This is a genomic window from Agrococcus beijingensis (genome assembly GCF_030758955.1).
GTDB lineage: Bacteria > Actinomycetota > Actinomycetes > Actinomycetales > Microbacteriaceae > Agrococcus > Agrococcus beijingensis.
In genome coordinates this window covers 1,446,749-1,459,062 of sequence record NZ_CP132360.1, presented here as the reverse complement: position 1 = coordinate 1,459,062, position 12,314 = coordinate 1,446,749, and the positions used below count along the sequence as shown (strand labels likewise).

Sequence of the window (12,314 nt, the reverse complement as noted above, 5' to 3'; positions counted from 1 at the left end):
ACGTCGTCGTTGGCCACGATGCCTCCTGATTGGTGATTGCGGCACCAGTGTAGGAAGCCGCCGCAGGCCCGGACTGGGCGGTTGCCGCTTCCTACGAGGCGGACTCGGACGGCTCGGGAGCCGCTTGGTCAGCCTCTACAAATGCGGCGGCGATCTTCTGTGCGGTCGCGGCAACCTGCCACGCGCGGGCATCGCGCTCGCGCAGGAACTCGGCCACCGCATCCGTCGTCGGCTCGACCGACTCCCACGCCACGCGCCGGAGCGTGTCGGGCATGAGCAGGTTCTCGGAGGGCAGCGACAGCTCCTCGGCGACCGCCTGCACCGCGGCGCGCGCATGCTTGAGGCGCGCGTCGGCCTCGGGACGGCGCCCCTTCCAGAAGCGCGGGGGCGGCGGCTCGTCGCTCTTGACGCGGAGCGCGGGCAGGTCGTCGGTCGTGCGGCCGGCCTCGATCGCCGCCCACCAGCGGTCGAGCTCGCTGCGGCTCGCGCGGCCGCTGAAGTCCTTGCGCGCGGCGAGCCTGCCCTTGGCGTCGACGTCGGCCATCGCGGCCGCGAGCAGCGAGCGGTCGGGCACCAGGCGGCCCGGGGCGGTGTCGGTGTCGCGCGCCAGCGCGTCGCGAGCGAGCCAGAGCTCGCGGGCGACCGCGAGCTGCCGCCGGTCGCGGATGGCGTGGATCCCGGAGAGCCGACGCCACGGCTCTGCGGCAGCGGGCTTCGGGCGCCGCTCGAGCGCGTACGCGAACTCCTGCTCGGCGAGCTCCTGCTTGCCCTGCGCGCGCAGCTCGTCGGCGAGCGCGTCCCGGGCATCGGGGAGCACCTCGACGTCGAGGGCTGCGTACTCGAGCCACGAGCGGGGGATCGGCCGGGCCGACCAGTCGCTGGCGCCGTGCTCCTTGCGCAGCCGCAGCCCGACCAGGCGCTCGGTGACGGCGGCGAGCCCGACGCGCTCGAAGCCGGCCAGTCGCGCGCCCAGCTCGGTGTCGAACAGCACCGCCGGCTCGAGACCGATCTCGCGCAGGCTCGGGAGATCCTGGCTGGCGGCGTGGATGATCCACTCCTCGCCGCCGATCGCCTCCTGGATGGGGGAGAGGTCGTCGAGGGCGGTGGGGTCGACCATGACCGTGCCGCTGCCGCGCCGGTGGAGCTGCACGAGGTAGGCGCGGGCGCTGTAGCGGAAGCCGTTGGCGCGCTCGGCGTCGACCGCGACGGGGCCCTCGCCTGCATGGAGGCGATCGGCTGCCCGTCGCAGCGCGTCGGCGTCGACGATCACGTCGAGCGGTCCCTGCGCGACAGCCTCCGGCAGCTGCGGCGCCTCGGCCTCCGGTGCGTCGGGCTCAACCACGGCTACGCCGATGCGCGTCGAGTCCGGCAGCCCCCGGCTGCACCGGCAGCCCCGCGATCGCGCACAGCAGATCGGTCCAGGCCGTCAGGTGGGCGCCGAAGTCGTGCCCGGTGGGCGTCCACGACGCCCGCAGCTCGATCTGCGCGCCGTCGCCCTGCGCGGCGAGCTCGCCGAAGCCGCTGGAGAGGATCTTCGTGGCGGTGCCCGACTCGGAGTGGTGCTCGGCGCCTCGCTGCTCGAGCGCCTCGAGCAGGTAGGTCCAGGTCACCTCGGCGAGGAACGGGTCGACGCCGATCTCCGGATCCTGCGAGGCCTGCGTGAAGCTCACGATGCGGAAGTCGCCGCCCCACGCCTCGGGCTCCTCGGGGTCGTGCATGAGGATGAAGCGGCCGGTGCCGAGGTCGGAGTCGCGACCGTGGCTCGGCGTGCCGACGTCGGCGGCGATCGCGAACGAGAAGGGCGCGATGCGGCCGGGGGCCGGGATCTCGCGCACGGTCAGCTCGGGTCGCAGCTCTGCGCGGCGCAGCTGGTCGATGGCGGCTTCGAAGGCCGCAGGCGCTGGCGCTGGCGCTGCACTGCTGGTGTCCACCTCGCAAGACTACGATTCGAGCGTGACGACCCCAACCAGGCGCGCCGCCGCCGCACAGCGGAGCGACAGCCCTGGCACGAGGGCACGGGCGGAGCGGCGGGCCGGCAAGCTGGCGCTGGCCGCGGGCGGCGTCGCGGCTGCGGGCGTCGCGCTCGCCGTCACCGGCGCCTCGGCGGTGGTGGCCTCGATGCTGGTGACACCGCCGCGCGAGCAGGTCGACGACATCCGGATCCTCGGCATCGACGCGCGAGGCGTGCGCCTCGCGCGCACGCCCGACACCGGGCTGCCCGGCCAGTACGCGCTGTGGGTCGGCGACGAGCTCGTGGTGCTCGGCGGCGTCGTCGCGCAGGACGGCCACAGCGTCACCCGCGCCGTCGACGGCGGGGCGCGCGAGGTGCTCGCGGGCGTCGCCTCCGCGCGCTGGTCGGGCTACGCCGTGCACCGACCGCAGGAGGTGGCGGATGCGGTCGAGCGCGTCGACGTGCCGACCGAGGTCGGGCCCGCACCGGCGTGGATCATGGGCGACCAGTCGGCCGAGACCTGGTGCATCCAGGTGCACGGCCGCGGCGTGACCCGTCGCGAGACCATCAGGGCAGCGCCGATCTACCTCGCCCGCGGCATCCCGGTGATGGCCGTCTCCTACCGCAACGACACGGAGGCACCGCCCAGCCGAGACGGCAAGTTCCGCCTCGGGCTCGACGAGTGGCGCGACGTCGACGACGCGATCGGCTTCGCGCTCGCTCGCGGGGCGCGCCGCGTCGTGCTGCAGGGCTGGTCGATGGGCGGCCAGATCGCGCTGCAGGTCGCCCGCCGGTCGCGACACCGCCGGCGCATCGTCGGCGTCGTGCTCGACTCGCCCGTGGTCGGCTGGCGCCCCACACTGCTGCTGCAGGTGGCGCTCGCGCACATGCCCGCCTGGCTCGCCGACACGGCGGTGCGGCTGCTCGACTCGCCCGCGGCGCTGCTGAGCGGCAGCCGCAGCCTCGACTTCGACGAGCTCGACAACGTGCTGCACGCCGACGCGCTGTCGCAGCCGATCCTGCTGCTCCACTCCGCGGAGGACGGCTTCGTGCCCCCCGACGCGTCGCGCGCGCTGGCGGCGGCCAGGCCCGACATCGTCGAGTACCGCGAGTGGCGCACCGCCCGGCACACGAAGCTGTGGAACCTCGACCGGGCCCGCTACGAGCGCGAGATCGGCGACTGGCTCGACGCGCGGGGGATCACCGCGTTCGCCTGACCGGGCCGATCGCGCTCAGGCCGATCGCTCCCTGACCTGCCGCTGGATGCGGCCGAGCATGCCCGCCATCCCACGCAGCCGCAGCGGCGAGACGACCCGGTCGAGGCCGAGCAGCCGCGGCATGTCGTCGGGCACGGCCAGCGCCTGCTCGACCGTCGCCCCCTCGAGGCCCTGCGCCAGGATCGAGGCGAAGCCGCGCGTGGTGGGCGACTCGGCCGGAGCGGTCGCGTGCACGTGCACGGCGTCGTCGACCTCGACGAAGAGGAAGACGGGCGACTGGCACTCGGCGACGCGCTCGAGCAGATCCGGGTGCTCGGCGTAGCGCGCGGGCAGCTCGGGCAGCTCGTCCGCGAACTCCAGCAGCAGCTCCAGGCGGTCCTGCTCTGCCATCGCCTGGAACGCATCCACCGTCTCCTGCAGCCCTGTCGTGAGGCTCATCGTGCGGGCACCCCACCGCTCTCGGAGCCGGTGACGATCGGCACGCCGACGAGCGAGCCCCACTCCATCCAGGAGCCGTCGTAGTTGCGCACCTTCGGCAGCCCGAGCAGGTGCGTGAGCACGAACCAGCTGTGGCTCGAGCGCTCCCCGATGCGGCAGTAGGCGATCACGTCGTCGGCGTCGCGCAGCCCCGCGCCGTCGAGGTAGAGCGCCTCGAGCTCGGCGCGCGAGCGGAACGTGCCGTCGTCGTTGACCGCCTTGGCCCACGGCACGTTCGACGCACTGGGGATGTGGCCGGCGCGCAGCGCTCCCTCCTCGGGGTAGGCGGGCGCCGTGGTGCGCTCGCCCGAGAACTCCTCCGGGCTGCGCACGTCGAGCAGCGGCTTGCCGAGGTGGGCGAGCACGTCGTCGCGGAAGGCGCGCAGCGTCGAGTCGTCGCGCGGCACGACCGGGTAGTCGACCGCGGCGCGGCCGGCCGGCTCGCGGGTGAGCTCGCGGCCCTCGGCGATCCACTTGTCGCGGCCGCCGTCCATGATCTTCGTGGCGTCGTGGCCGTAGAGCGCGAAGACCCACAGCGCATAGGTGGCCCACCAGTTCGACTTGTCGCCGTAGAGCACGACGGTGGTGTCGCGGCCGATGCCCTTCTCGCCGAGCAGCTTCGCGAACGCCTCGGGGGCGACGTAGTCGCGCACCACCGGGTCGTTGAGGTCGGTGTGCCAGTCGATCTTCACGGCGCCCGGGATGTGGCCGACCTCATAGAGCAGCACGTCCTCGTCGGACTCCACGATGACGACGTCGGGGTCGTCGAGGTGCGCGGCGACCCAGTCGGTCGAGACCAGTCGCTCGGGCGCCGCGTAGTCGGCGAATCGTGCCTCTGCCTCGGTCATGTTCGGTCTCCTTCTGTGCCGGCTGCTGGTGCTCCCCGCGGCCTCTGGGGCTCTGGGCCTCGGTAGGCTCTGCAGGGGAGAACGCCATCCTCCCACCCCGTCTTCCCCATCGACCGTCCCGGGCGCGCGGCGCCCATGAAGGAGCACGCATGTCCGCACCGATCTCGCTCGTCGAGCGGCGCCCCGAGGCGAACGCCGAGCAGATCGTCGCGAGCCTCGTGCCGCCGCCGCAGTTCGACGGCGCCACGTTCGACTCCTACCGGCCCGACCCTGCGCATCCGTCGCAGTCCGAGGCACTGGGGCGGATGCAGGAGCTCGTCACGGCGTGGACGTCGCCGAAGCGCGGCCTCTTCAGGAAGAAGGCGCCGGAGGTCAAGCCGGGCATCTACCTCGACGGCGGCTTCGGCGTCGGGAAGACCCACCTGCTCGCCTCGCTCTGGAAGGCGATGCCGGGGCCGAAGGTGTTCGGCACGTTCATCGAGTACACCGCGCTCGTCGGCGCGCTCGGCTACGCCGAGACCGTGCGGGCGCTGCAGGGCTCGACGATCGTCTGCATCGACGAGTTCGAGCTCGACGACCCGGGCGACACGATGGTGATGACCCGTCTGCTCGGCGAGCTCGTCGCCACCGGCACGAAGCTCGCCGCCACCAGCAACACGCCGCCGAACGCGCTCGGCGAGGGCCGCTTCGCGGCCTCCGACTTCCTGCGCGAGATCCAGGCGATCGCCGACCGCTTCCAGATCATGCGCATCGACGGCGACGACTACCGCCACCGCGACGTCTCCGGCCACGCGCCGGTCACACCGAACGAGCAGCTCGAGCCGGCGCTCGGCGCGATCGACGGGCAGGTCGCGCTCGACGACTTCGACGCGCTCGTCGCCCACCTCTCGCGCGTGCACCCGTCGCGCTACATCGGTCTCATCGACGGGCTCAGCGGCCTCGGGCTGCGCGACGTGCGGGTGCTGACCGACCAGAACGACGCGCTCCGGCTCGTCGCGCTCGTCGACCGCCTCTACGACGCGCAGGTGGCGCTGCGCGCCAGCGGCGTCAGCCTCGACCGGGTGTTCGGCGAGGAGATGCTGGGCGGCGGCTACCGCAAGAAGTACCTGCGGGCGATCTCGCGCCTGCACGCGCTCGCCGCGGAAGGCTGACTCAGCCCTCCGCGTCGATGCGGCGCTCGTACTCCGCGGCGTCGCGGCTGCTGATCGCCGCCGTGTCGACCGGCGGGTACGAGCGGCTCAGCAGCGAGATGTAGACGGCGCCCAGCACCGCCGAGATGAGCGAGCCCGCGAGCACGCCGAGCGTGCCCTCGACGATCAGCTCGGGCGCGGTGCGGTGCGCGAGCTCGTTCATGAGCAGCGAGACGGTGAAGCCGATGCCGCCCAGCAGGCTGATGCCGATCAGCTCGCGCAGCCGCACCCGGTCGGCCTTCGGCACCCGCAGCACGACCTGCCCCAGGTACCCGGCGGCGGTGATGCCGACGAGCTTGCCGACCGGCAGCGCGATGACGATCGCCCAGAAGACGGGGCTCAGCTCGGCGATCGGCACCTGCGGGATCGCCACCGAGGCGGAGACGAACGCGAACAGGGGCAGCACGATGCCGTTCGAGAACGGTTCGAGCTTCTCGCGCGCGGATTCCGCGGGGGCGGGGGAGAGCACGAGGCCCAGCAGCACACCGGCGATCGTCGCGTGGATGCCGCTCGACGCGACCAGCCACCAGGTGATGAGCGCGACGGCCACGAGGGCGATGCGCAGCGGCCAGCTGCCGCGCTTGCCGCGGTAGACGCGGCCCAGCCACCAGAACACGGCGAGGGCGACGGCCGCGAGACCGAGGTGCGGCAGCGAGACCGTCTCGGTGAAGAACACCGCGATGAAGAAGATGCCGATGAGGTCGTCGATGACGGCGAGCGCGAGCAGCAGCGCGCGCACGCTCGTCGGCAGGCGGCGGCCGAACAGCGCCAGCACGCCGAGGGCGAAGGCGATGTCGGTGGCGGTGGGGATCGGCCAGCCCTGCGCGCCGTCGGCGCCGGCGACGTTGAAGTAGATGAGCGCCGGCACCGCGACGCCGCCGAGCGCCGCGATCGTGGGCGCGCCAGCCTTGGCGAACGAGTTCAGGTCGCCCTGCGTGAACTCGTAGCGCAGCTCGACCGCCACCACGAAGAAGAAGACCACCAGCAGGCCGTCGGTCACCCAGTGCGCGGCCGAGAGGTCGAGGCCGAAGATCGTGAACGGCAGGTGGGCGCCCTTGAGGTCCTGCAGACCCGGGCCGAGCGCCGTGTTCGCGATCACCAGTCCCAGGATCGCGGCCCCCAGCAGCAGCATCGCCGAGACTTGCGGGTTCCGGATCCAGGAGAGGTTCATGGTCTCCATCCTGGCATCCGGGCCGATGCGCGGCCGACGCGACGTAACGCATCCGAAACAGGAGTCGCATCCGTTCACGAACTCGAAACGCGCGCGGGCGCACTGCTGAAACGGCGCGGGAGGACATTGGTGCCAAGTCGCCACCGGAGACACCACGGCGGATACCCCCAAGGAGCACCTCATGGATGCAGGCAGCATGGCCTTCGGCGTCGTGGCGACAGCACTCGTGCTGTTCATGACGCCCGGCCTCGCGTTCTTCTACGGCGGCCTCGTGCGCGCCAAGAGCGTCATCAGCATGATGATGATGTCGTTCGGAGCCATCGGACTGGTCGGCACGCTGTGGATCCTGTACGGGTTCAACATGGCGGCCGTCGACAGCCCCTTCGCGTTCTCCGGCAACCCCTTCAGCGACTTCGGCCTCGCCGCGACGGCAGCCGGCGAGAGCGCGAACACCGACCTGATCGGCGTCGCCTACGGCTCGACCTTCGCGATCATCACCGTCGCCCTGATCTCGGGCGCCATCGCCGACCGCGCCAAGTTCGGCGCCTGGATGCTCTTCGCCGGCGTCTTCGCCACGCTCGGCTACTTCCCCGTCGCGGCCTGGGTCTGGGGCGGCGGCTGGGTCTTCTCGCTCGGCGACCTGCTCGGCCTGCCCGCCGTGATCGACTACGCCGGCGGCACCGCGGTGCACATCAACGCGGGCGCCGCGGCCCTCGCGCTCACCTTCGTGCTCGGCAAGCGCATCGGCTTCACCAAGGGCGCCCACAAGCCGCACAACGTGCCCTTCGTGATCCTCGGCGCGAGCATCCTGTGGTTCGGCTGGTTCGGCTTCAACGTCGGCGCTGAGTGGCTGAACGGCCTCGGCAACGCCGGCCTCATCACGCTCAACACGATCGGCGCGACCGCGGCCTCGATCTGCGCCTGGTTGATCGTCGAGAAGCTCAAGGACGGCAAGCCGACCTCCGTCGGCGCCGCCTCGGGCGCCGTCGCCGGCCTCGTCGCCATCACCCCCGCCTGCGCCAACCTGACGCCCGGCTGGGCGCTGCTGCTCGGCGTCATCGCCGGCGCCGTCTGCGCCCTCGCGGTCGAGCTCAAGTGGAAGCTCGGCTTCGACGACTCGCTCGACGTGGTCGGCATCCACCTGGTCGGCGGCCTCATCGGCACGATCTACCTCGGGTTCTTCGCCACCGAGACGGGCCTCCTCCTCGGCGGCGGCCCCGGCCAGCTGGCCGTGCAGGTGATCGCGGCGCTCGGCGTCATGGTCTACGCCTTCGTGATCGCCTTCGCGATCGGCTTCGTGATCGAGAAGACCATGGGCTTCCGCGTCAAGAACGAGGACGAGCTGGCGGGCGTCGACCTCTCCGTGCACGGCGAGGAGGCGTACGGCGCCGAGCTGGAGTCGAACCGGATCTGACGCACCTCACGCACGAAGGCCCCGAGCAGCGCTCGGGGCCTTCGTCGTGGGTGCGATCAGAGGAAGACGCTGCCGCGCACCTTGTGGCCGATCGCGATCGACTCGCCGCTGACGGCGGCGACGGGGGAGGCGAGGAAGGCGACGAGCGCCGCGATCTGCTGCGGCGACGACTCGCCCGGCTTGCCGGCGGCGACCTCGCTGCTCGGCTGCTCGCTCACGGGGCCGGGATTCACGACGTTCACGGCGACGCCGGATCCGGCCAGCTCGTCGGCGAGGCTCTTCGCCGCGATGATGAGCGCCGCGTTGCGGACGGCACCGGTGATGTTGCCGGTGAGCAGCGCGTTCTGGCCGCTGATCGCGACGATGCGACCGAAGCCCGCCTCGCGCATGTCCGGGATCACCGCATTCGCGACCCGCAGGAACGACATCGCCTTGCCCTCGACCGCCTCGGCGACCTGCGCCGGATCGCTCAGCCGCGAGGCGTCGAGCGTCTGCGCGGCCGGGGCGGCGGTGACGACCACCGCATCCAATCGCCCGTGCTCGGTGCGGACGCGCTCGAGGGCCGAGGCGATGGATGCGTCGTCGGAGGCGTCGAGGACGACATCGGCGCCGTCGCCCCGCGAGGCGGCGAGGACGTTCGCGCCCTCCGCGCGGAGGGCGTCGACGATGGCGGAGCCGATGAAGCCGGTGCCGCCGACGACGAGGACGGTGCGGTCTGAGAACTGGAGATCCATGCTCCGACGCTAGCCGAGCCGACGATCCCACCGGGGCTCGACTCCCAGGTGCCGCTCACCCGCACGCGCGGCGCGGGGCGTAGCGTCGCTGACATTCGATGCGCGGGCATCGGGCCCGCCGGGAGGGACGATCATGCACGACGGCCAGGAGCATGGGGATCAGCACGCACAGGGCGGTGCAGAGGTCGGCAGCTACGCCTCGCACGCTGCCGCGATCGAGGCGTGCGCGGCGGCGTGCCGCGACTGCGCTCGCGCGGATCGCCAGGAGGGCATGGAGGACTGCGCGGTCGTGTGCGAGGCGTGCGCCGACGTCTGCGAGACGGTCGGCCGCATCCTCGCCCGCGAGGTGCCGCTGCCGAAGGAGGCGATCGACGCGCTGCTCGCGGCCTGCGCGGCCGTCTGCCGCGCCTGCGCGGCCGAGTGCAGGAAGCACGACGCCGAGCACTGCCGGGCGTGCGCGGAGGCCTGCGAGCGATGCGCCGAGGCCTGCGAGGCGGCCTGATGGGGCCAGGGACGACGAAGGCCCCGGCAGCTGCCGGGGCCTCGATGGTGGGCGATACCAGACTCGAACTGATGACCTCTTCCGTGTGAAGGAAGCGCGCTACCAACTGCGCCAATCGCCCGTGCAGAGGATCCGAGGATCGGACTGCGACCGGTCAAGTCTGCCACATGCCGTGGGCTGATCGTGACCAGGGCGCCGGGTTCGCGACACAGGCCGGCTCGATTTGGCTTGCGCCGATCGGGTGGGTATAGTCATTCGAGTGCTCAGCGATGAGCCAACGCGGATGTGGCGCAGTGGTAGCGCATCACCTTGCCAAGGTGAGGGTCGCGAGTTCGAATCTCGTCATCCGCTCGACAGCAATGTCAGACGACAGCAATGTCGTCAGTGTGAATCTCACACCACCTGGTGGGGTGGCCGAGTGGTGAGGCAGCGGCCTGCAAAGCCGTCTACGCGGGTTCGAATCCCGTCTCCACCTCGAGCAACCCCGCAAGGGCGATTGGCGCAGCGGTAGCGCGCTTCCCTGACACGGAAGAGGTCACTGGTTCGATCCCAGTATCGCCCACCACGAAACCCCCGGAAATCCGGGGGTTTTCGCATGTCCGGGGGACTGCGTGCAATACCCGTGCAATACCGGGGAGCGCACGCTGAACTTGTGTCGAGCGCGGGTGCATCGTCCGGGCGTGTCGCGCTACGGTTCCACGCATGGCCGACGCGCTCGAAGACCTCGACGACCGCTGCGAGCGGTGCGGCGCACTCGTCTGGGATGAGCGCTGCCGAGCCTGCGGCTACGTCCACGACGGGCCGCCGCATGTTGACAAGCCCGACACTGAGGCCCTACCCGGCATCCGAGGCTGGTAGCTAGGCTCCCACGCATGGAAGCCTCACCCGATCCGATCGAACGCCTGACAGCGATCGCAGACGAGCTAGACGCCGGGGCCGACGCTCACAGCGCTGCACGCGAGCTGCGCACTATCGCTGAGCAACTGAACGCGCAACGCAACCCTCAATGACACTCGCCACCATTCCGCTTAGCGCGCTCAGAGCGGCGCGAACGGCGCTGCCCGGGCAGGAACACACCGACGGCCAGAAAACGCGGCAGGGGGCCGCTGAGAGCGTCCTAGAGGCATACCTGAGTAGTTCTCACCAGATTAGGCGGAGCCGCGACGACTAGTGGCGCGTCGCTGGCGCGTCGCTGACGCTCGAATGTATGTTCGAATGCGTGACGATCAGGCCGTGCGAGTGGGACATATTGCACCCCCTCGACGGGAGCCCGCTCGCCATCGTGCGACTACTGACGCTCGGGCCGAACCGAGAGCCCTACTACCGAGCAGTCTCGCCAGACACCGACCGCACCCAACGTCGGCTCATCGGGTACTGGGGAAGCCTTGAGGACGCCCACGACGGCGTGCTCGCGCTCCATGAGCACCTGAGCGGGCGGTCGCTCGCGGGCGGAGACATGCCGCCATCAAGGCCGCTCGTGCCGCAGAAGCCGCCGCCTGGATGCCCGGAGCCAGGACGGCCAGCACGCCCAAGAAAGCACGCGGCGCGCGCGTGAGTGCCCGTAGCGCGCGCTGTCGTCGACGCGTACGGTGTCGAGCATGACTCAAATCAACTCGTCGCGAACCAACGTCGCGCGCGTGCTCAACCGGCTCGACTCGAACTGGGACGCAGATTGGGGGACTCGCGAGGCGCAGCACAGCAGAGAGAAGGCGCTTGAGTTGGTGGCGGTCTTGCTCGGCGACGAGGAACCGATCTACGCAGAGGCGCGGACGTCCGTGGAGCCGGGTCAGGCATCTGCGCCGGACTCGACGTTCAGCATGGTCGCCTTCACCGACGATCGGATCGCGTACGTCACCGGCGAACTCGACGGGTCATGGCCGACTGGCACTGTCTACCCGCGAGGCGAAGTCAAGGGCTTGGAGTTGCGGCGCACTCGTCTGGACAACTACAGCGGACTGACAAGCCAAACGGCTGCCGTCACGCTGCACTATGAGGGCCTGAGCATCGACCTTCCCCTGAATGTCAGTACAGGCGCGGCACGAGCACTGGCGGATCACATCGCGCCGTTTGTTGACGATCGCGCTCGATCGCCTCGCGACGTCTCGGCCGCCGCTTCCGCCTAGCGGGGACGCACCTCGTCGTAGCCTGCGTGCTTCGCGAGCCGCAGCAGGTACGCGGCCTCGTCGAACGACTCTCCGGCCACAGTGCTGCGCGCTGCACGCACGCGCGCCAACATCTCCTGCACGACCATCGGACGCCAAGCAGTCCGCCCGTCACGTCGGCCCATCACGAACCGGAACGGGTACGGGCGGGACTGCCAGTGATCGCGGGACGACGACAGCCACAGCTCGAGCGCATCGGCCGCCGAGCCAGGCCACTCGACAGGATCGAAGCGCAGCAGCCGCTGATCCTCGCTGTCGACGCTCGGACGCCTCCGCCGCACCATCAGCGACCCCCGACTCGGTACACGCCCCGCACGCCCCGCACAGTCGGCAGTCCGTCGTCGTCGGCGGGGATGCCGAGCGACACGAGCAGACGCGCGAGGGCCAGCCGCTGCTGCCGAGCCTCAGCCACAGCCGGATGCACACGGCTGCCCTGAGAGGACGGAATCATCAGCCCGTCACCCTTCACCGCCGCGTCGAGCTCGACGATCCGATCCCGCACCCGGCACGCCTCTTCGAGCAGCGCCACCTCGTGCACGGCCCAGTCGAACTCGTCGATATTGCCATCCCAGAGGGCGCGGCCCGCCGCATTAAGCCCAGTCGGGCGCTTCCGTTTCGCCTCAGTCATGTCGAGGCCTCCAATCAGAT

At 71.1% G+C, this 12,314-nt stretch carries 15 protein-coding genes and 4 tRNA genes; 10 read left to right on the top strand and 9 right to left on the bottom strand.

The annotated features are described in order from the left end of the window. Positions 1-91 precede the first annotated feature (91 nt). Positions 92-1,270: a ribonuclease D gene (locus tag Q9250_RS07040; protein WP_306233943.1), complete on the bottom strand. Its 1,179-nt coding sequence runs from the start codon at positions 1,268-1,270 to the stop codon at positions 92-94. Positions 1,271-1,334: 64 nt separating this feature from the next. Further along, positions 1,335-1,931: a DUF3000 domain-containing protein gene (locus tag Q9250_RS07035; protein WP_306231146.1), complete on the bottom strand. Its 597-nt coding sequence runs from the start codon at positions 1,929-1,931 to the stop codon at positions 1,335-1,337. 22 nt (positions 1,932-1,953) lie between these two features. Here Q9250_RS07035 and Q9250_RS07030 point away from each other — a divergent pair, with 22 nt between their 5' ends. Further along, complete coding sequence (locus Q9250_RS07030; protein ID WP_306231145.1) at positions 1,954-3,168, top strand: alpha/beta hydrolase family protein; 1,215 nt, start codon at positions 1,954-1,956, stop codon at positions 3,166-3,168. A gap of 15 nt (positions 3,169-3,183) precedes the next feature. On the opposite strand, the gene Q9250_RS07025 is transcribed toward Q9250_RS07030, so the two are convergent. After that, on the bottom strand, positions 3,184-3,606 hold the full coding sequence (locus Q9250_RS07025) for a SufE family protein (protein WP_306231144.1): 423 nt from the start codon (positions 3,604-3,606) through the stop codon (positions 3,184-3,186). Next, positions 3,603-4,493 (bottom strand): sulfurtransferase, encoded by an 891-nt coding sequence (locus Q9250_RS07020; RefSeq protein WP_306231143.1) that lies wholly within the window; start codon positions 4,491-4,493, stop codon positions 3,603-3,605. The genes Q9250_RS07025 and Q9250_RS07020 overlap by 4 nt, the downstream gene beginning before the upstream one ends. A 149-nt stretch (positions 4,494-4,642) precedes the next feature. Between Q9250_RS07020 and zapE the strand changes: the two genes are divergently transcribed. Continuing rightward, on the top strand, positions 4,643-5,644 hold the full coding sequence (gene zapE / locus Q9250_RS07015; RefSeq protein WP_306231141.1) for a cell division protein ZapE: 1,002 nt from the start codon (positions 4,643-4,645) through the stop codon (positions 5,642-5,644). 1 nt (position 5,645) lies between these two features. On the opposite strand, the gene Q9250_RS07010 is transcribed toward zapE, so the two are convergent. After that, positions 5,646-6,863, bottom strand: a complete 1,218-nt coding sequence (locus tag Q9250_RS07010) for a Na+/H+ antiporter NhaA (RefSeq protein WP_306231140.1) — start codon at positions 6,861-6,863, stop codon at positions 5,646-5,648. Positions 6,864-7,035: 172 nt separating this feature from the next. On the opposite strand from Q9250_RS07010, the gene Q9250_RS07005 reads away from it, so the two are divergent. Next, complete coding sequence (locus Q9250_RS07005) at positions 7,036-8,268, top strand: ammonium transporter (RefSeq protein WP_306231139.1); 1,233 nt, start codon at positions 7,036-7,038, stop codon at positions 8,266-8,268. 56 nt (positions 8,269-8,324) lie between these two features. Here Q9250_RS07005 and Q9250_RS07000 read toward each other — a convergent pair whose 3' ends face one another. Continuing rightward, positions 8,325-9,002: an SDR family NAD(P)-dependent oxidoreductase gene (locus Q9250_RS07000; protein WP_306231138.1), complete on the bottom strand. Its 678-nt coding sequence runs from the start codon at positions 9,000-9,002 to the stop codon at positions 8,325-8,327. Positions 9,003-9,135: 133 nt separating this feature from the next. Between Q9250_RS07000 and Q9250_RS06995 the strand changes: the two genes are divergently transcribed. After that, positions 9,136-9,504: a four-helix bundle copper-binding protein gene (locus Q9250_RS06995; protein WP_306231137.1), complete on the top strand. Its 369-nt coding sequence runs from the start codon at positions 9,136-9,138 to the stop codon at positions 9,502-9,504. 45 nt (positions 9,505-9,549) lie between these two features. Here the strand turns inward: Q9250_RS06995 and Q9250_RS06990 are convergent. Next, a tRNA-Val gene (locus tag Q9250_RS06990) sits at positions 9,550-9,625 on the bottom strand. A gap of 158 nt (positions 9,626-9,783) precedes the next feature. Between Q9250_RS06990 and Q9250_RS06985 the strand changes: the two genes are divergently transcribed. The 6 genes from Q9250_RS06985 to Q9250_RS06960 all read left to right on the top strand — a co-directional run bounded on the left by Q9250_RS06985 (position 9,784) and on the right by Q9250_RS06960 (position 11,627). After that, positions 9,784-9,855, top strand: a tRNA-Gly gene (locus tag Q9250_RS06985). 53 nt (positions 9,856-9,908) lie between these two features. Then, positions 9,909-9,979 (top strand) — tRNA-Cys (locus tag Q9250_RS06980). A gap of 15 nt (positions 9,980-9,994) precedes the next feature. Further along, positions 9,995-10,069, top strand: a tRNA-Val gene (locus Q9250_RS06975). Positions 10,070-10,206: 137 nt separating this feature from the next. Then, a complete protein-coding gene (locus Q9250_RS06970; RefSeq protein WP_306231136.1) occupies positions 10,207-10,362 on the top strand; it encodes a hypothetical protein in 156 nt (51 codons plus the stop codon). Between the two features lie 14 nt (positions 10,363-10,376). Next, positions 10,377-10,514: a hypothetical protein gene (locus tag Q9250_RS06965; protein WP_306231134.1), complete on the top strand. Its 138-nt coding sequence runs from the start codon at positions 10,377-10,379 to the stop codon at positions 10,512-10,514. Between the two features lie 588 nt (positions 10,515-11,102). Continuing rightward, positions 11,103-11,627 (top strand): hypothetical protein, encoded by a 525-nt coding sequence (locus Q9250_RS06960; protein WP_306231132.1) that lies wholly within the window; start codon positions 11,103-11,105, stop codon positions 11,625-11,627. Here Q9250_RS06960 and Q9250_RS06955 read toward each other — a convergent pair. After that, positions 11,624-11,950 (bottom strand): hypothetical protein, encoded by a 327-nt coding sequence (locus Q9250_RS06955; RefSeq protein ID WP_306231131.1) that lies wholly within the window; start codon positions 11,948-11,950, stop codon positions 11,624-11,626. The genes Q9250_RS06960 and Q9250_RS06955 overlap by 4 nt on opposite strands. Beyond that, complete coding sequence (locus Q9250_RS06950) at positions 11,950-12,294, bottom strand: terminase (RefSeq protein WP_306231130.1); 345 nt, start codon at positions 12,292-12,294, stop codon at positions 11,950-11,952. Before Q9250_RS06950 ends, Q9250_RS06955 begins: the two co-directional genes overlap by 1 nt. Positions 12,295-12,314: the final 20 nt, after the last annotated feature.